The organism is Flavobacterium frigidum, assembly GCF_048286735.1.
Taxonomy (GTDB): domain Bacteria; phylum Bacteroidota; class Bacteroidia; order Flavobacteriales; family Flavobacteriaceae; genus Flavobacterium.
Window position 1 is genome coordinate 13,646 of sequence record NZ_JBLVPU010000001.1, and the last position, 18,065, is coordinate 31,710.

15 protein-coding genes and 1 tRNA gene are annotated in these 18,065 nt (G+C 34.3%); 11 read left to right on the plus strand and 5 right to left on the minus strand.

Annotated elements, in window-relative coordinates; genetic code table 11:
- Positions 1 to 160: 160 nt before the first annotated feature.
- The 6 genes from ACNQGO_RS00085 to ACNQGO_RS00110 all read left to right on the plus strand — a co-directional run bounded on the left by ACNQGO_RS00085 (position 161) and on the right by ACNQGO_RS00110 (position 5,435).
- Complete coding sequence (locus ACNQGO_RS00085; RefSeq protein WP_417967377.1) at positions 161 to 1,159, plus strand: beta-ketoacyl-ACP synthase III; 999 nt, start codon at positions 161 to 163, stop codon at positions 1,157 to 1,159.
- A 23-nt stretch (positions 1,160 to 1,182) separates the two neighbouring features.
- The gene (gene accB / locus ACNQGO_RS00090) at positions 1,183 to 1,662 is read left to right on the plus strand and encodes an acetyl-CoA carboxylase biotin carboxyl carrier protein (protein WP_417944899.1); all 480 of its coding nucleotides are present in this window, start codon (positions 1,183 to 1,185) and stop codon (positions 1,660 to 1,662) included.
- Positions 1,663 to 1,751: 89 nt separating this feature from the next.
- Positions 1,752 to 3,098, plus strand: coding sequence for an acetyl-CoA carboxylase biotin carboxylase subunit (gene accC, locus ACNQGO_RS00095; protein WP_309759778.1), 1,347 nt, complete (start codon positions 1,752 to 1,754; stop codon positions 3,096 to 3,098).
- Between the two features lie 265 nt (positions 3,099 to 3,363).
- Complete coding sequence (locus ACNQGO_RS00100) at positions 3,364 to 3,660, plus strand: hypothetical protein (RefSeq protein ID WP_417967375.1); 297 nt, start codon at positions 3,364 to 3,366, stop codon at positions 3,658 to 3,660.
- Between the two features lie 28 nt (positions 3,661 to 3,688).
- Positions 3,689 to 3,985: a hypothetical protein gene (locus tag ACNQGO_RS00105; RefSeq protein WP_417947434.1), complete on the plus strand. Its 297-nt coding sequence runs from the start codon at positions 3,689 to 3,691 to the stop codon at positions 3,983 to 3,985.
- Positions 3,986 to 4,103: 118 nt separating this feature from the next.
- Positions 4,104 to 5,435, plus strand: coding sequence for a sigma-54-dependent transcriptional regulator (locus tag ACNQGO_RS00110; RefSeq protein WP_417947432.1), 1,332 nt, complete (start codon positions 4,104 to 4,106; stop codon positions 5,433 to 5,435).
- On the opposite strand, the gene ACNQGO_RS00115 is transcribed toward ACNQGO_RS00110, so the two are convergent.
- Both ACNQGO_RS00115 and ACNQGO_RS00120 read right to left on the minus strand, forming a co-directional pair.
- Positions 5,432 to 7,864 carry a hybrid sensor histidine kinase/response regulator gene (locus tag ACNQGO_RS00115; RefSeq protein ID WP_417983811.1) on the minus strand — a complete coding sequence of 811 codons (2,433 nt, stop codon included), beginning with the start codon at positions 7,862 to 7,864 and terminating at the stop codon, positions 5,432 to 5,434. The genes ACNQGO_RS00110 and ACNQGO_RS00115 overlap by 4 nt on opposite strands.
- A 111-nt stretch (positions 7,865 to 7,975) precedes the next feature.
- A complete protein-coding gene (locus tag ACNQGO_RS00120) occupies positions 7,976 to 9,877 on the minus strand; it encodes a S9 family peptidase (RefSeq protein ID WP_417983812.1) in 1,902 nt (633 codons plus the stop codon).
- A gap of 212 nt (positions 9,878 to 10,089) precedes the next feature.
- On the opposite strand from ACNQGO_RS00120, the gene ACNQGO_RS00125 reads away from it, so the two are divergent.
- A complete protein-coding gene (locus ACNQGO_RS00125) occupies positions 10,090 to 11,202 on the plus strand; it encodes an NAD(P)/FAD-dependent oxidoreductase (protein ID WP_417969736.1) in 1,113 nt (370 codons plus the stop codon).
- Positions 11,202 to 11,948, plus strand: coding sequence for a monofunctional biosynthetic peptidoglycan transglycosylase (gene mtgA / locus ACNQGO_RS00130; protein WP_417975708.1), 747 nt, complete (start codon positions 11,202 to 11,204; stop codon positions 11,946 to 11,948). Before ACNQGO_RS00125 ends, mtgA begins: the two co-directional genes overlap by 1 nt.
- A 77-nt stretch (positions 11,949 to 12,025) precedes the next feature.
- On the opposite strand, the gene ACNQGO_RS00135 is transcribed toward mtgA, so the two are convergent.
- Positions 12,026 to 12,099: transfer RNA gene (locus tag ACNQGO_RS00135), tRNA-Ala, on the minus strand.
- Positions 12,100 to 12,225: 126 nt separating this feature from the next.
- On the opposite strand from ACNQGO_RS00135, the gene ACNQGO_RS00140 reads away from it, so the two are divergent.
- Positions 12,226 to 12,993, plus strand: a complete 768-nt coding sequence (locus ACNQGO_RS00140; RefSeq protein WP_417969740.1) for an enoyl-CoA hydratase/isomerase family protein — start codon at positions 12,226 to 12,228, stop codon at positions 12,991 to 12,993.
- A 117-nt stretch (positions 12,994 to 13,110) separates the two neighbouring features.
- On the opposite strand, the gene ACNQGO_RS00145 is transcribed toward ACNQGO_RS00140, so the two are convergent.
- On the minus strand, positions 13,111 to 13,332 hold the full coding sequence (locus ACNQGO_RS00145; protein ID WP_417947684.1) for a hypothetical protein: 222 nt from the start codon (positions 13,330 to 13,332) through the stop codon (positions 13,111 to 13,113).
- 51 nt (positions 13,333 to 13,383) lie between these two features.
- Positions 13,384 to 16,170, minus strand: coding sequence for a beta strand repeat-containing protein (locus ACNQGO_RS00150; protein ID WP_417983813.1), 2,787 nt, complete (start codon positions 16,168 to 16,170; stop codon positions 13,384 to 13,386).
- A 309-nt stretch (positions 16,171 to 16,479) separates the two neighbouring features.
- Here ACNQGO_RS00150 and ACNQGO_RS00155 point away from each other — a divergent pair, with 309 nt between their 5' ends.
- Both ACNQGO_RS00155 and ACNQGO_RS00160 read left to right on the plus strand, forming a co-directional pair.
- Positions 16,480 to 16,944 carry a 6-pyruvoyl trahydropterin synthase family protein gene (locus ACNQGO_RS00155; protein ID WP_417975704.1) on the plus strand — a complete coding sequence of 155 codons (465 nt, stop codon included), beginning with the start codon at positions 16,480 to 16,482 and terminating at the stop codon, positions 16,942 to 16,944.
- Between the two features lie 4 nt (positions 16,945 to 16,948).
- Positions 16,949 to 17,701: a UDP-2,3-diacylglucosamine diphosphatase gene (locus ACNQGO_RS00160; RefSeq protein ID WP_417983814.1), complete on the plus strand. Its 753-nt coding sequence runs from the start codon at positions 16,949 to 16,951 to the stop codon at positions 17,699 to 17,701.
- Positions 17,702 to 18,065 lie beyond the last annotated feature (364 nt).

The following is an 18,065-nucleotide window of genomic DNA, read 5'->3' on the forward strand; positions in this document are numbered from 1 at the left end:
AATGATATTCGAACTCTCACATCGTGAGAGTTTTTTTGTTGTTTATGATTTTCATGAAATAAGAAGTTACAAATTAATCAAAATGGATTTTTTTTTGTAATTTTCAAGTCTTTTAAAAATTTTTCAAATGATACCATTTGACAAAAAATAATAGCTTATAATGAATACAATTACAGCCGCAATAACCGCTGTTGGAGCATATGTTCCTGACTTTGTGTTAACAAACAAAGCACTTGAAACCATGGTAGATACCAATGACGAGTGGATTACCTCTCGTACAGGAATCAAAGAAAGGAGAATCCTTAAAGAAGATGGAAAAGGGACTTCTTTTTTGGCAATAAAAGCTGCACAAGATTTATTAGCTAAATCCAATATTGATCCCCTAGAAATCGATTTGGTTATAATGGCAACAGCAACTCCAGATATGCCAGTTGCCTCAACGGGAGTATATGTAGCTACCGAAATTGGTGCTTTAAATGCCTTTGCTTATGATTTACAAGCAGCATGTTCTAGTTTCTTGTTTGGTATGTCAACAGCAGCTGCCTACATTGAATCCGGACGATATAAAAAAGTACTTTTGATAGGTGCTGATAAAATGTCTTCGATTGTAGATTATACAGATAGAGCAACCTGTATTATTTTTGGGGATGGTGCTGGTGCAGTTCTATTCGAACCTAATTATGAGGGTTTAGGATTGCAAGACGAGTATTTAAGAAGTGATGGAGTAGGAAGAGATTTTTTAAAGATTGATGCCGGAGGTTCTATACTTCCAGCTACTGCCGAAACGGTTCAAGATAACAAGCACAGTATTATACAAGACGGAAAAACAGTATTTAAATATGCTGTTACTAATATGGCTGATTCAAGCGAATTAATTTTGAAAAGAAATAATCTGACAAATGATGATGTTGATTGGCTAGTGCCACACCAGGCAAACAAGCGTATTATCGATGCAACTGCAAATCGAATGAATTTAGAAGATTCAAAAGTGTTGATGAACATTGAAAAATACGGAAACACTACTTCGGCTACTTTGCCATTAGTACTAAGTGATTTTGAGCATTTATTCAAAAAAGGAGATACAATAATTTTCGCTGCATTTGGAGGTGGATTCACTTGGGGATCTATTTATCTAAAATGGGCATACGATAAAAAATAAACTAAAACTAAAAACAAATAATCATGGATTTAAAAGAAATTCAAAATCTTATCAAGTTTGTAGCAAATTCAGGAGTTGCAGAAGTTAAATTAGAGATGGATGATGTAAAAATCACCATCAGAACAACTTTAGAAGGGAATGTAACTGAAACCACGTATGTTCAACAAATGCCAGCTCAAGCAGCGCTTCCACAAGCAGCAGCACCGCAACAAATTACTCCTGTTGCAGCAGTAGCAGAGGTCCCAGTTGTAGAGAATGCACACTATATCACTATAAAATCTCCAATTATTGGGACTTTTTACAGAAAACCTTCTCCAGACAAACCTATGTTTGTTGAGGTAGGGAAATCAATTGCTAAAGGTGATGTTTTGTGTGTAATTGAAGCCATGAAATTATTTAATGAAATTGAATCTGAAGTTTCAGGAAAAATAGTAAAAATATTGGTTGATGATATGTCACCAGTTGAGTTTGACCAACCTTTATTCTTGGTAGATCCATCTTAAATAATTTATGATTTATATATATTATGAATTGATTTTTAATCCATCATAATTTTAAAAACTTATCACTCATAACTTATAACTGAAAATAGATGTTTAAAAAAATATTAATTGCAAATAGAGGCGAAATTGCGTTACGCGTAATTAGAACGTGTAAAGAAATGGGAATTAAAACAGTAGCTGTTTACTCTACTGCCGATGCCGAAAGTCTACATGTTAAGTTTGCTGACGAAGCGGTTTGTATAGGACCACCTCCAAGTAACTTATCCTATTTAAAGATGTCAAATATTATTGCTGCTGCAGAAATCACCAATGCAGATGCAATACATCCAGGATACGGATTCCTTTCTGAAAATTCTAAATTTTCTAAAATTTGTCAAGAACATGGTATCAAATTCATTGGAGCTTCTCCAGAAATGATTGATCGAATGGGAGATAAAGCCTCGGCAAAATCAACTATGATTGAAGCTGGTGTGCCTTGTGTTCCGGGTTCTGTTGGAATTTTAGAATCATACGAACAAGCCTTACAATTATCGAGAGATTTTGGTTATCCAGTAATGCTTAAAGCAACTGCTGGTGGTGGGGGAAAAGGAATGAGAGCTGTTTGGAAAGAAGAAGAATTATTGAAAGCTTGGGAAGGCGCGCGTCAAGAATCGGCGGCAGCCTTTGGGAATGATGGTATGTACTTAGAGAAATTAATCGAAGAGCCACGCCATATTGAAATTCAAGTTGTAGGTGATTCTTACGGAAAAGCGTGTCACTTATCAGAAAGAGATTGTTCGGTTCAACGACGTCATCAAAAACTTACTGAAGAAACGCCATCTCCATTTATGACCGATGAATTACGTACAAAAATGGGTGAAGCAGCGGTTAAAGCAGCAGAGTATATCAAATACGAAGGTGCTGGAACAGTAGAATTTTTGGTAGATAAAAACCGTAACTTCTACTTTATGGAAATGAATACTCGTATTCAAGTTGAACATCCAATTACGGAGCAAGTTATCGATTATGACTTGATTAGAGAGCAAATTATGGTTGCTGCTGGAATACCTATTTCTGGTAAAAATTACTTGCCTCAATTGCACGCGATAGAATGTAGAATTAATGCAGAAGATCCGTACAATGATTTCCGTCCGTCTCCAGGAAAAATCACAACATTGCACATGCCAGGTGGACACGGAGTTCGTTTAGACACTCACGTTTATTCTGGCTATACAATTCCGCCAAACTACGATTCTATGATTGCTAAATTGATAACTACTGCTCAAACGAGAGAAGAAGCGATTAGCAAAATGAGAAGAGCATTAGACGAATTTGTAATTGAAGGAATAAAAACTACCATTCCGTTTCACAGACAGTTAATGGATGATCCTAGATATATTTCAGGGGTGTATACAACAGCATTTATGGATACTTTTAAGATGAACGATCCAGAATAAAAAATACTTTATTTAATTGAAAACCTTGCAGCGATGCAAGGTTTTTTTTGTTTAATTTAATTTTGATACTTGTGTAAAGTGTATAAATATTACCCATATTCCTCAAAAAAATACCCGCTTTCCCCATCTTTAAACAAAGTAGTCAAATAATAATGTATTGGTTTTTAGTCTATTATAGGTATTTTAGGTTATCGTAAAAAAATTGGTATAATTATTCTTATATCCTAAACAACAATAACAAATGAATAATTTAAAAATAAATAGTATGAAAAAGTTAATCTTATCAGCAGCAATCGTTTTAGGAAGTTTATCAACATTTGCAAATGCCGTTCCTACAACTAACTCCGTTACCAATTCAAAATCTATTCAAGAAGAATACATTGAGGTAAAACTAGAAGAAGTACCTGAAGCTATAAAAGCGGCATTAAAAACAGCTTATCCAGATGCAATACTCGATAAAGCATATATAAATGCTAACAAAGAGTACAAATTGGATATCACTGTTGGTGATAAAAAAGGAAACCTTTTTGCAGATGCAAATGGAAAATGGATCAAAAAATAATTATAAATAATAAATTAAAGAAAATTATATGAAAAAGTTAATCTTATCAGCAGCAATCGTTTTAGGAAGTATATCAAGTTATGCAGCTATTATTCCAGTAAGCAATATAGTAACCCAATCTGTATTATTACAGGAGGAATATACTGAAGTTAAGGCAGAAGCAATTCCTGAAGCGGTCAAAGCAGCATTGAAAATCGCTAAACCAGACGCCACACTAATTAAAGCTTCTATCAATGCAAAAAAAGAATATAAATTAGAAATTAAAGTTGGAGACCAGAAAGCTACTGTTTATGCGGATGCCGAAGGAAACTGGATAAATAAATAGTTTAAGGAAATTTTTTATTTTAAAAGAGATTGTTTTTTAACAGTCTCTTTTTTTTTGCAAAAAATTATGAGAATACAAATTTAATAACTTTATTTTAGCACTACAGTTAAACAATGTAATGGTTAAGATTTTATTGATTGAAGACGATGTAGCTTTTTGTAGATTATTAGAAAAATTTCTAATAAAAAAATCCTATGATGTAACGGCAACATTTTCAGCTACAGAAGCAAAGTCTAAGATTAAAAATAACGAATTCGATTTGATCATTACGGATTTAAGACTTCCCGATTCTGATGGAATCGTACTTATGTCAGAAATAAAATCAACTCACCCCAATGTTCCTATAATACTAATGACGGGATATTCGGATGTGAGTACAGCTGTAAAAGCTATAAAAAACGGTGCTGCAGATTACATTTCAAAACCATTTAATCCTGAAGAAGTTTTATTGGTTATTACTAGCGCACTGCAAATATCTGAAAACATAATTTCTACATCTAAAAATAAAAAACAAGAGGTTAAAAAAAATACTGACGAATTCATTAAAGGTATTTCTAAGGCGTCCCAAAAGCTTGCCCATTACATTCAATTAGTCAGCCCAACAAACATGTCAGTTTTAATTATTGGTGAAAGCGGAACCGGAAAAGAAGTCATTGCGAAAAGTATTCACGAAAATAGTTCTAGAAAAAACACTAATTTTATTGCTGTTGACTGTGGTTCCATTCCAAAAGAATTAGCAGCTAGTGAATTTTTTGGACATCTAAAAGGATCTTTTACTGGAGCGATCCAAGATAAAATTGGTTTTTTTGAAGCGGCAAACGGTGGAACTATATTTCTGGATGAAATAGGGAATCTATCTTATGAAAATCAAATTCAGCTTTTAAGGGCTTTGCAAGAAAGAAAAATAAAACCAGTTGGAAGTAATAAAGAAATCGATGTTGATATTAGGATTATTACGGCAACAAATGAAGATTTGCGCGAAGCAGTAAAAAGAGGAGATTTCAGGGAAGATCTATACCACAGAATCAATGAATTTTCCATTCATTCTCCTTCATTAGTGGAACGAAATGAGGATTTAATGCTTTTTTCAGCTTTTTTTCTTGATAAATCAAATCAAGAATTGAACAAGAATATCATCGGATTTTCTTCTGAAGTCATGGCTATTTTTCAAAACTATAGATGGCCAGGAAATCTTAGGGAACTGCAAAATTGTATCAAAAGAGCCACGCTTTTATCCCAAGGAGATTATATTGAAAAATCGGCTCTGCCAGTAGAATTTTTTCAAAATGAACTTACGACAACAAATAATTTTTCGTTGTCTGAAAATGAAAAAGACACTATACTTGAGGCCTTAAATAAAACGAATAATAATAAAACTGAAGCAGCAAAATTGCTCAAAATCAACAGAAAAACGTTGTATAATAAATTGAAATTATACGATATTAATTAGTTTAACTCCTTTTCCAGAAACATAAAAAGATTCGCAATCTTATTTTTTAAATCTCTAAAAATAATATTTATGTTCTGAATTGTACCATCTTTTAACTCTAATTGATCTAGAATTGTAGTAATATGAAAAGCCTTGATTTGCTTAAACATTGGATTCATTTTATGAGCACTATTTTTAATTTCAAGAAAGTTATCCTCTAAGATCGCTTGTTCTATATATAGCAAACTCTCTTTTGTACTACTCATAAAGATTAGTAAAACCTCTTTTAAAGCTTCGTCTTCATCAGATAAAAATGATTTTAACGCTTTTAATGAATATGGTTTATTTGGCGGTTTAGATTCAGTTTTCAAGTCTGTTTCAACAGGGATTTCCGTATTATTCAAAATTGCTTTGATGGTATTAAGCAATCCTTTAGGAGAAAATGGTTTTCTGACCATAGCTGTGAATCCTGCGTTTTTATAATTTTTTATATCTAAATCATTTCTTCCTGTTACGGCAATAATTGGCTGGTTTTTATAATTTATTTCTGGTAACTTTTTTAGTTTGTCTACAAATAAGAAACCATCCATGACAGGCATTTGAATATCAGTAATTATGAAATCAAAATTAATATTTGGTAGTGCAGAAATCGCATCAGAGGCATTATTAAAAGGAAAAACAATATAATGATGCTGTTTTAAAACTTCGGTTGTTAACTTTAACAAACTCTCATCATCATCGATAATCACTGCTGTGAAGTTCTCTTTTGAAGGATTGATAAAGATTTCTTTTTTAGATAGTGTATCGTCAAAAATTAATGGAATCTGTATTTCAAAAATGCTCCCTTTGCCTAATTCACTTTTTAAACTCAATTCACCGCCTAAAATAGCGGTTATTTTTTTAGAGATGGTAAGTCCTAAACCAGTTCCTCCATATTTATTTTCAATATTTTCATCGGCTTGTGTGAATTCTTCAAAAATTAATTGCTGATTTTTTTCTGCTATTCCAATGCCAGAATCCTCAATATGGATGGATATTACATCGGTTTCAGGATTTCTTGCGGCTTCAATTTTTATAAATCCTTTGTCTGTAAATTTGAACGCATTTCCTATGATATTAGATAATATTTGCTTCAACCTGAACGGGTCGCCTATGATTTTTTGTTTTAGATTAGGGTCAATTTTGATGTCAAGTTGTATTGGTTTTTGAATATAAACTGATTGTATACTGTTTCCTATTTCATGAATAATATCATATAAAGAAAAAGGAATTTTTTCAACTACTATTTTTCCCGCCTCAATTTGAGTAAAATCAAGTAAATCCTGAACTAATTTCGAGATATATTCTGAAGAATTTTTAATGTTTTTTATAAAATATTCTTGCTTCGGATTTAAGATTGAATTGCCTAAAAGTTCAGTGTAGCCTAAGATTGTACTTAAAGGTGTTTTTAAGTCGTGGCTTACCGTGGAAATAAGTTGTTCTCTATTTTTAAGAAGTGTTTTGGTTTTGATGTTCGCTGCCTCGAGTTGTCTTTTATAGGATTGGGTTTTTGAAAAATCATTCAAAATTAATATTAAAAATAGTAATGTTGACAATGATCCTATCGCTGCTGCTATAGTTACGATTCGGTTTGTTTTTTTTAATGAATTTTCTCGGTCTAAATTATTTTTAGTTGTATTTTGAATAATCTCACTTTCTACAATATTTAAGATTTTCTTTAGTTGTTCCGATATGGAAATTTCATTTCTAAGTAATTTATTTTCTTCAAAATTTAATAACATTTTCTTTTTTTCGGTCTGTTTCTTAACTTCGTTCAATAACGTTTTGGAAGCCATTAAAATCGAATCAGTAGCTTTTTTACTTAACGTGTTCGTGCTGTCATCAGGAATGTTTTGATTTAGGTAGGAGACGTATTTTTTAAGTACATTTCGTTGATATTCTCCCATTTTAGCGGGATATTTTACAAAATCTTCCAATTGGAGTTTTCGTAACGAAGATTCTATCTTTGTTAAATCCTCAATTGCATTTTTTACTGCAGCTTCATCATTAGTCTTGTTTTTTATGGCTTTAAGTTGCTTTATATTTTGGGTTTTTTTAGATAATAAAAACTTTACACTATCCAATAAAGTAGTCTGATAGGAAGTTGTGACCAATAATTTTAAAGAATCAATATCTAATTTTAAAGAGTCTGTTTTAGAAATATAACTCTTGAAATGTTTTTCAGAGTTAGACTGAATGGTTATTCGGGCTAAACTTTCTGTTTTATATATTTTAGAAAGTAAAGTACTCACTTTTAAAATTTTGCTATTTTCTTTAACAACCTTACTTTCAGTTTTTGAAAAAATATTGCTCTCGGAGTATAAAAACCAGCCCACACTTGCAAAAAGTAAAGCCAACACCAGATAACTAATGAAAATTTTTATCGGAATATAACTTTTTCTATTGTCCATTTTTCAAAGATAAAAATTAGATAAGGCTTTAAAGTTAAGATATTCAGAATATTTTGAAGGGAACAAAAAAACCTCATTGATGAATGAGGTTTAATTTATATAAGTTCTAATCTACAAAGTTTCTTTCAGCCATTTGAAAAATTCTGCTTGCCAAACTTGTGCATTTTGAGGTTTTAATACCCAGTGGTTTTCTTCAGGAAAGTATAAGAATCTGCTTTTTATTCCTCGTAGTTGCGCCGCTTGAAAAGCTTCTTGCCCCTGACCAATAGGTACACGGAAATCTTTTCCGCCTTGAATAATTAAAATAGGTTTGTTCCATTTTTCGACCAAAGTCATTGGGTTGAAAATAGTATAGGCTTTTTGAGCAGTGGTATTGTTTTTCTCCCAATACGCTCCACCAAAATCCCAGTTCGTAAAGAAAACTTCCTCAGTAGTCCCGTGCATGCTTTGGGTATTAAAAATACCATCATGAGCAATAAAAGTTTTGAAACGGTTGTTGTGTATTCCAGCTAAGTAAAAGGCAGAATAACCGCCGTAACTGGCGCCAACACATCCCAAACGAGTTGCGTCTACATACTTTTCCTTTGCTACATCATCAATTGCCGCTAGGTAATCATCCATTACCTGACCACCCCAGTCTTTACTTATTTGCTCATTCCACGCTACACCATGCCCCTGCATTCCGCGACGGTTTGGAGCTACAACAATATAACCATTAGCGGCCATCAACTGTAAATTCCATCGGTAGGAGTAAAATTGCGTCAATGGCGATTGTGGTCCACCTTGACAATATAAAAGTGTTGGATATTTTTTTGTGACGTCAAAATTTGGAGGTAGAACCACCCAAACCAACATCTTTTTGCCATCTGTTGTTGTAACGTAGCGCCTTTCGGTTTTGCTTAGTGTTAAAGAATTATAGGTTGCCATATTGACATTTGAAAGTTGTTTCCAGGTGTTTTTCTTCAAATGAAACGAAAAAATTTCGGAAGCATGATTCATGTCGGTTCTTGTAATTATGATGTTATCACCCGAAAAACCTACTAAGTCATTGACGTCAAATTCTCCAGTAGTGATTTGGCTAACGGTAATTGCTATTTTAGTTAGACCCGGAAAATTAACTTTAAACAATTGTTTGGTTCCGTCAATCGGCGCTACAAAATAAATTGTACTTCCATCGGCACTCCATATGAAGTTGTCTACGGTTCCATCCCAATTTGCCGTCAGGTTCATTTTTATTCCTTTGAAACTAGCAATTAAGTCATTTTTATCGGCCTCATACCCATCATTTTTCATTTGCAACCAAGTCAAATTACCTGTTGGAGAAAATTGTGGAGCGGTATCATATCCTAGATTTTCTTCGGTTCTATTGGTGGTTTTCCGGGTTTCTAAATTGTATTCGAAAATATTGGTGTTGGTGGAAACTGCATAATCCGTTCCTGCCTTTTTCTTGCTTACGTAAAAGATACTTTTACTGTCTAGCGACCAAATATAATCTTCGTCTCCGCCAAAAGGTTTTTGAGGACTGTCGAAATTTTCCCCTTTCATTATGTCAATTCCTATTGCTTCCTCTTTATTTTCTTTATAAAAAACATGATTGTATTTGCCTTCGTTCCAAGTGTCCCAATGGCGGTAATTCAATCCATCATAGATTTGAACCTCTGATTTTTCTAGTTCTGGATAAAAATCTTTACCATGAACTTTTTCGATTTTTACTTCTTCGTGATACAGCATATATTTCCCGTCTGGAGAAGTATTATTATCATTTAAAAGGGCTTCGGTATCTTTTATTTCGGTTGGATTCCCACCATTTACGGGTAAAGAGTATAGTTTTGTATCTGATTTATTTTCTTGAACTACAGGAGTTGTTACTTTGTAAACGATATTTTTTCCATCCTTAGAAATTCCTAAAGGAGTTACTCTTCCTAGTTTCCATAGTAATTCCGGGGTCATTATATTTTGTGCCATAGCGTTTAAACTCATAAGTGATAAGGGTATAAAAAGTATTTTTTTCATTTTAAAAGGCAATTTTTTTGTATGATAAAATTAGCCAATTTTTTTCGATTTTTGTCTTTCTAAGAAGTTCGTTTAGCCCCGATAGAAATGGAAATCCTTATTGTTTTTGTTTTAAAAAAACAATAAGATTGCAATGAATAGCGGGATGAGCTCCAGAAATAAATTCAGAATAAATCTAAAAAAAATATTATTTTTATAAAAAATACCTGAATATGGATTTGAGTTATTGGGAGTTAAAAAATTGGTTTACAAATATAGATTATACCATTGTAGGAAGCGGAATTGTTGGTTTGCACGCTGCATTACGCTTGCGCGAAAGATTTCCTGATAGTAAAATTCTAGTCTTAGAAAAAGGAATGTTGCCACAAGGAGCGAGCACTAAAAACGCTGGTTTTGCTTGTTTTGGAAGTCTTTCAGAAATTATTGATGATTTAAAATCTCATTCAGAAGAAGAGGTAATTCAACTCGTTCAAAAACGGTGGAAAGGGTTACAGTTGTTGCGTAAAAGACTCGGTGACGATACCATAGATTTTAAACCATATGGAGGATATGAATTATTCTTGAAAGAAGATGAGAGCAGTTATAATGAATGTTTAGGGAAATTACCGTTTATTAATGAAATTTTACGGCCGCCATTTAAGTCTAGTGTTTTTGCAAAGGAAGTTGACCGTTTTGGATTCACTGGAATTCAAGAATATTTAGTTTTTAATCCTTTTGAAGCGCAAATTGATACTGGAAATATGATGCAGGCATTATTAAAAGAGGCTGTTTCTAAAAATATTTTAATTCTCAACCAGCAAACAGTAACCTCTTATTATGACAAAGGAGATGGAGTAGAGGTAGCATTAAAAGATTTTAGTTACAGCACAAAAAAAATACTTTTTGCTACGAATGGTTTTGCAAATGAACTAATTGGCGTTGCTGTGAAACCTGCTAGAGCGCAGGTGCTAATTACAGAGCCAATTAAAAACCTAGATATAAAAGGTACTTTCCACTTGGATAGAGGATACTATTATTTCAGGAATATTGGCGACAGAATTTTACTGGGAGGTGGAAGAAATTTGGATTTTGAGACTGAAAATACAACTGATTTTGGACAGACAGAAATAGTACAAAAAAAGTTGGAACAATTGTTAAAAGAAGTAATTTTACCTAAAAATGACTTCCAAATTGCGCACCGTTGGAGCGGGATTATGGGCATGGGCAACAGCAAGAATCCTATTGTATCACAACTATCTGAAAATGTGTATTGTGGCGTTCGATTAGGCGGAATGGGAGTTGCAATAGGAAGTTTAATTGGAACAGAATTAGCAGATTTAGTATAATGGCAACAAAAATAGCACCAAGAAAAGCAAGACAACCCGTTAAAAAAGAACCAATCTCTTTTATGAGCAAACTAACCCGATTTTTATTTAAAGTACTGTTGTGGTTCTTTGGACTTTCTTTGTTTTTTGTAGTGCTTTTTAAATTTGTTCCAGTTCCGTTTACACCATTAATGGTAATTCGGGTAATCGAAAACAAAGTAGGCGGTAAAGAAGTTTTTTTTAGTCATGATTGGGAACCCATTGAGAACATCTCGATGAACCTACAAAAAGCGGTAGTTGCCAGTGAAGATGGAACGTTTTTAAAGCACAATGGTTTTGATTTTATTGCCATGCAAAAAGCCTACAAAAGCAACGAGAGAGGTCGAAGAATAAAAGGCGGAAGCACTATATCCCAACAAACGGCCAAGAATGTATTTCTTTGGCAAGGTCGTAGTTATGTAAGGAAAGGATTAGAAGCCTATTTTACGGTTTTAATAGAAATTATTTGGGGCAAAGAACGCATCATGGAAGTGTATTTGAACAGTATCGAAATGGGAAATGGGGTGTATGGAGCGCAAGCTGCGGCAGAACACTGGTATAGGAAAGGCGCTTCTGGCCTTACACCTAAGCAAGCTGCGGGAATTGCAGCTATTTTGCCCAATCCTAGAAAATATGCGGCAACAAGTTCTTCTTCGTACATAAACAGGCGAAAAGCCAAAATTGTACGTGTCATGCGCACCGTAGGAAAAATTGATTATTCGAAGTAGATTTACATTCTAAAGTAAAATTTTAAACATAAAAAAACCGTAAACTCTTAATAAAAAGAGTTTACGGTTTTAGTTTGTGGAGAATATCGGATTCGAACCGATCACCTCTTGCCTGCCAGGCAAGCACTCTAGCCAAATGAGCTAATCCCCCAAACTTGATCGCAAATATAAGATATAAATTTTCCAAAAAGCAAATTTCAAAAAGCAAATCTATTCTATTTTAAAAAAAGTAAAATCCTCTTTTAGATTTTTCTAACTTTACACCAAAAACTCCATTATGGTATCAGAAAATTCGACTGGTTCGCTCTTTACAACTATCGAGAACAAAATCGCGACCGTTATATTTGGTCATCCTTCTAGTAATTCTTTTCCTAGAGAATTATTAGACCGACTCACTACTGAATTCAATACTTTAAGTGTAGATGCAACTGTTTCGGTAATTGTCATACAAAGTGAAGGCTCAGGTGCTTTTTGTGCAGGCGCTTCATTTGATGAACTTTTGGCTGTTTCCAATGAATCAGAAGGAACCGAATTTTTCTCTGGATTTGCGCACTTGATTAATGCTATGCGCTCGTGTTCAAAGCTTATTGTAGGTCGTATTCACGGAAAAGCAGTCGGTGGTGGCGTGGGGATTGCGTCGGCTTGTGATTATGCTATGGCCACAAAAAACGCTTCAATAAAATTATCAGAACTGGCCATAGGAATTGGTCCCTTTGTAATTGAACCTGTTGTGACCAAAAAGATTGGAAAAACAGCGATGGCCGAAATGACCCTTGCGGCACACGAATGGAAGTCGGCTGATTGGGCTGCTGCCAAAGGATTGTATGCCAATACCTTTGAAACTAAGGAAGACTTAGACAAGGCAATAACTGATTTCAGCACTAAATTATCAAGTTATAATCCTGAAGCTTTGCTGGAAATGAAAAAAGTACTTTGGGAAGGAACGCAACACTGGGACACTCTTTTGTTACAACGCGCCGCTATTTCGGGGAAGTTAGTTCTATCTGATTTTACTAAAAATGCCTTGGAACAATTTAAGAAGTAAAATAGAATAGGATATCATTCAAATCCATGAATTGATATCCCGATATAAAATAGCAAAACCCCCGAAAATTATATTTCGGGGGTTTTTATTGGGTTGCAGTTTTAAAATCGACTGTATTTAAACTGTTTTTTGAGCCGTTTTTTTAGAATATTTATACCCTACAAAAACAGCTACTAGTGCCATTGGTAAAAGGTAATCATCTATAGGTGCTGCAGGAGCATCAGCTCCCTCTAGACCGTCAGCTGTACCATCAGTGTCGCCTGGAGTTTGTGCTAGCATCGTAGCGCTAGACAGTAGAAAAAAGGCAACGATATAAAATTGTAGTACTATATTTTTCATGATTTAATTTTAAAATTTTAATTCCAGTATCTGGTTTCTATTGGCTACAGCTTAAAAAATAGCTTTTTTAGTTACGGTTTTATTATCGTCTGAAGTAATTTGAATTAAAACAGTTTGTTTGCTGGCAGTAACGTTTTTGATGCTTGCTGTATTGGCATTTACGTCTTTTTGTTCTGCTATTAAAACACCTCTTATGTCAAAAACACGAATATTTTTGATAGTATTTTTGCTGCTAGATACGTTTAACGATCCGTTTTGGTTAAATATAATTACGCTATTTTCATCAAAACTTGGAGCGTTAACATCTAAAGTTTGGCTGGTTTTGAAAGTGATTTCAAAACGATTTTTAAAAGTACCAGCATCACTTGTAAACGTGTAAGATCCTGCTTTTAAGTTTTGCTCTGTTCCTGCTTTTAAATCTTTAAGTATAATTTCTTGATTGCCTAAAAACAAACCATCAACATGGTCTACTGCAATGGCAAAACTACCTGCTTGTTCTGCTTTAAAACTTAATGGAACAGTGTCACTAGAATCAAATGGTAATCCTTTGGCTTGGATCACAAATTCTTCTCCTTTTAATGAGCTGGTTAGCGCGGTTTGATTGTCATTAATGTATCTTCCGTCTAATGTATTGTCAATTTCGCTAGTAGCGCCATCCATGTAAGCTACCATCATTTGGTTTACATATTCCGTACCTTTAGATAGGTTTAGCCAGATTCTATTTTTTTCTGCTTTAGCAGTTCTTAGTATTTGATTTGAATTGTTGGCAGTACGCATTGTATTAGCAAATGCAACTGAATTTGAAGTTGTTTTTACAATAAATCCTTGTCCTACTTGAATGGTTCCGTTTGGTGTGATACCACCATTTCCAGGTGTCCCCACAGCTCCTGCCATCGTGTAGGTTGCATAAGCAGTTCCTGCAGCAGCATTTGTTTTTCTCCAAAAATACAATGGCTCTGTAATGCTGTTTGCTGTGATAAAAGCATCAGCGCTTATAGTAGATGGAAACGGATTTCCTACTGCATTAAACGTACCTGAAGTCAAGCCTGTGATCGTAACATTTCCATTATTTGGAACTCCTTTAAACATTCCATTCCAGATAGTAGGAGTAGTAGGATGATCATTTGGAACACGAATTAAGTACCCATTTCCTGATGCAAAATCAGTAGTAGCTGGAGCAGCAACGGGCACATAAATGTTTGTAGTTGGATTGTAGGTATAAAAACGATTGTCTAACGTATTAGGTGAAAAAGCTTTTAATTTTTGTCCGCTTACTGGGGAAGACCATAAACTGTAATCCAAAAACATAAGTGATGCTCCGCTTCGGTTGATGGTTATAGCGCCTGTATTGGTATTACTAGTCCCATTTTGGATAAGATTCGCATTATTTTCAAGAACGAATGAAGATTCTGTACCGTTATTAAACAAACTATTCGCAACAGAAAAATTATTTCCTGATTTTACAGTTACTGTGCTTCCAGAGTCAACGGATAAATTACCTGCAAGACCTCTATTGCTGTTGATGTTGATGCTGCTGCTGTTAAGAGTCACGTTATTAGGAATTCCAACCCCAGCTGTTGTTGCGTTGCCGGTCCATTCGTTTCCTACATTGGCACCGCCAATAATGCCATTGTATACTAGACTTGAAGCAGCACCATAAGTAGGAGTGACACCTGCAAGTGATCCAGTTGAATTTAATCGTAGTGTTCCATTGATAGCAGGTGTACCTGAAAGTGTCAGGGTTCCGTTTGTTGCTAATGTAGCCCCAGCATTTACAGTAGTACTTCCTAACAATGTTTGTGATTGGTTAAAAGTAACTCCGTTTGTATTTGCTATAATTGCATTTGTATTCGCATTAAAAGTAAGTGTGCCTGCATTGTTGATGGTTTGAGCATTCGTACCATTAAATGTTAATGATCCAATTGCCGTTGCAGGATTGAAAGACAATGTTTGTCCTGCAGCAACACTAATATTTCCTTTAATTGAAACTGCTGAGGTAAGATTTATGTTGAGAGTCCCTGTGGTAATTGTCAGGTTGTCTATTGATAAATTACTTCCGCCAGTAGGACTCTGACTAAATCCAGTAGCGGCAATTTCAAGGTTTGCATAGGTTCTTCCAGAAGAAGCAGGAGCTTGATTTGCTATTAATTTAAACAAACTCCCTGTTTGAAAAACTACTACTGATGCAGGTTGAGTTTTTTGAAAAGGGTTTGAACCAGCAGCCTGTATAAAAGTAGATCCACTTGTAAATAGCACACTATTACTTGTTCCACTACCAAAAAGGTTACCTGTGCTATTTGTACTTTGCGTTACTATTGCGCCATTTGTGAAAGTTAAACCACTTGCGTCAGCAGCAGTTATGGCGTTTGTAGTTAAAGCCGTTGCGCTTGAGAATGTCATAGAACCAGCAACGATTCCAGTTGCTCCAGTACCAATAGCAATGGTCAAAGGAAACGCGCCTCCTGTAATGGCCACATTAAGTTGAGAACCACTTTCAACAGAAAAATCTGCGTCGCTAAGACCATTAGTGATGGTTAGTATTTTTGCGGGTGTAGATGATGTGTTTAAAGTTACATTGGTATTTGTCGTAACTGTAAGACCGCCTATAGTTTGTGCAGGTACATCAGTTACAATAGTTGTAGCTCCATTGTTGAAAACTAAAATATCATTAGCTGCTGGCGTATCTCTGCTTGGAGACCAGTTTGCAGCAAGACCAAAAGAGGCGCTGCCTGTTTGGTTCCATGTGTACGTAGCTTGTGCGTTAAGTGATGAACTTAAGCTCAAACCCAAAAAGGTGAGTAATACAATGAAAACATTGTTGAGTAAAGTTTTTTTCATAGAAAAAGTAATAAATAAGTGTTAGTTAGTTTTATTCTAATAATTAAGAGGTAATAGATATAATCTAGTTATTGAGCATGTAAAATCATATTATTTGCTTTCAATTATTTGAAGGTCAAATATATTACTAATATTATTGGTAAAGCAATCGATATGTTAATTAATTGTAAATTTTAATCGGAATAAACGTGCTATTTTACTGCAAATTTTTTTTGAATTCGGGGTTTTATTTTACTTCAAGTGGTTTGATGAACAAAGCTTTTACTGCAAGTCAAAAAATCACTAAATTTGCATCAAAATTAAACTCCAATGAGCAATATCAGAATTACAAAACAATTTAGTTTCGAAACCGGCCACGCCTTATATGGTTATGATGGGAAATGTAAAAATGTTCATGGTCATAGTTATAAATTGTCAGTAACCGTAATTGGCACTCCAATTACGGATCGTTCTAATGTAAAATTCGGAATGGTAATAGACTTTACGGATTTAAAGAAAATTGTAAAAGAAGAAATTGTAGATCAATTTGATCACGCGACCGTTTTTAACGGAACAACACCTCATATTGATTTAGCCAATGAGTTGATCAACCGCGGGCATCATGTTATAGTAGTCGATTACCAACCCACAAGTGAGAATATGGTAATTGATTTTGCTCAACGAATTACCAGTCGATTACCAGAAGGAATATCTCTTTTCTCCTTAAAACTGCAAGAAACCGAATCTTCTTTTGCGGAGTGGTTTGCAAGTGATAATTTTAAATCTATACTTTAGTTTCATGCAATTACCCCACAATAAGAAAATTTATTTTGCATCCGATCAGCATTTTGGCGCACCAACACCCGAATTGAGTTTTCCTAGAGAACAAAAATTCGTGGCATGGCTCGACGAAATTAAAAGTGATGCCGAAGCTCTTTTTTTATTGGGCGATTTATTTGATTTTTGGTTCGAATATAAAACCGTAGTGCCAAAAGGTTTCATCCGTGTTTTGGGTAAACTAGCAGAACTTCGTGATAGTGGTATTCCTATTTATTTCTTCGTGGGGAATCATGATTTGTGGATGGAAGATTATTTCCAGAAGGAATTGAACATTCCAGTTTTTCATGACAATCAAGAATATGCTTTTGGAGATAAAACATTTCTTATTGGCCACGGTGACGGAAAAGGTCCTGGAGATCTAGGGTACAAACGCATGAAAAAAGTGTTTACCAATACGTTTTTCAAATGGCTTTTCAGATGGTTGCATCCTGATCTTGGCGTAAAACTGGCGCAATACCTGTCCGTTAAAAACAAACTTATTTCAGGTGATGAAGATGTGACTTTTCTTGGTGAAGACAACGAATGGCTTATTCTTTATTCCAAAAGAAAACTAGAAACCAAGCACTACAATTACCTTATTTTTGGTCACCGCCATCTACCTATGAAAGTTTCTGTTGGCGAAAATGCCGAGTACGTGAATCTAGGCGACTGGATTACTTATTTTACCTTTGGCGTTTTTGATGGTGAGGATTTTGAGATCAAAAAGTATTAAAATCATTATAAAAATTAAATTATGAAAACTGAAAATAAAGTATCGAAATTCTTTTTTTATTTGGGCGGTATATTGCTGATAATGGGATTGTTTTCTATTGACTTAGATGATTTTTCATATGAAATTAATAAGGGCCCATATAGAAATATCATTCTGGGAGTTATATTCTTAATAATTTTTTTGTACAAAGTTTACAAACAGAAAAACACCAATCAGATTAAAGAGCAATAATTTTAACAATTAGCGTAGAATTTGACACTCAAGTTTGCCACCTTGTATGCATTTTATTAATGTAGTTTAAGTAGCAGTAGTTTTAGGATTTGAAATGAAAGCAAATATATTTGAGGGTTTTTTTAAGTTCAAA

Excerpts from the sequence above, each read along its gene's own strand:
- ACNQGO_RS00085 (WP_417967377.1), top strand. The coding sequence starts at position 161 with ATGAATACAATTACAGCCGCAATAACCGCTGTTGGAGCATATGTTCCT.
- accB (WP_417944899.1), top strand. The coding sequence starts at position 1,183 with ATGGATTTAAAAGAAATTCAAAATCTTATCAAGTTTGTAGCAAATTCA.
- accC (WP_309759778.1), top strand. The coding sequence starts at position 1,752 with ATGTTTAAAAAAATATTAATTGCAAATAGAGGCGAAATTGCGTTACGC.
- ACNQGO_RS00100 (WP_417967375.1), top strand. The coding sequence starts at position 3,364 with ATGAAAAAGTTAATCTTATCAGCAGCAATCGTTTTAGGAAGTTTATCA.
- ACNQGO_RS00105 (WP_417947434.1), top strand. The coding sequence starts at position 3,689 with ATGAAAAAGTTAATCTTATCAGCAGCAATCGTTTTAGGAAGTATATCA.
- ACNQGO_RS00110 (WP_417947432.1), top strand. The coding sequence starts at position 4,104 with ATGGTTAAGATTTTATTGATTGAAGACGATGTAGCTTTTTGTAGATTA.
- ACNQGO_RS00115 (WP_417983811.1), bottom strand. The coding sequence starts at position 7,864 with ATGGACAATAGAAAAAGTTATATTCCGATAAAAATTTTCATTAGTTAT.
- ACNQGO_RS00120 (WP_417983812.1), bottom strand. The coding sequence starts at position 9,877 with ATGAAAAAAATACTTTTTATACCCTTATCACTTATGAGTTTAAACGCT.
- ACNQGO_RS00125 (WP_417969736.1), top strand. The coding sequence starts at position 10,090 with ATGGATTTGAGTTATTGGGAGTTAAAAAATTGGTTTACAAATATAGAT.
- mtgA (WP_417975708.1), top strand. The coding sequence starts at position 11,202 with ATGGCAACAAAAATAGCACCAAGAAAAGCAAGACAACCCGTTAAAAAA.
- ACNQGO_RS00140 (WP_417969740.1), top strand. The coding sequence starts at position 12,226 with ATGGTATCAGAAAATTCGACTGGTTCGCTCTTTACAACTATCGAGAAC.
- ACNQGO_RS00145 (WP_417947684.1), bottom strand. The coding sequence starts at position 13,332 with ATGAAAAATATAGTACTACAATTTTATATCGTTGCCTTTTTTCTACTG.
- ACNQGO_RS00150 (WP_417983813.1), bottom strand. The coding sequence starts at position 16,170 with ATGAAAAAAACTTTACTCAACAATGTTTTCATTGTATTACTCACCTTT.
- ACNQGO_RS00155 (WP_417975704.1), top strand. The coding sequence starts at position 16,480 with ATGAGCAATATCAGAATTACAAAACAATTTAGTTTCGAAACCGGCCAC.
- ACNQGO_RS00160 (WP_417983814.1), top strand. The coding sequence starts at position 16,949 with ATGCAATTACCCCACAATAAGAAAATTTATTTTGCATCCGATCAGCAT.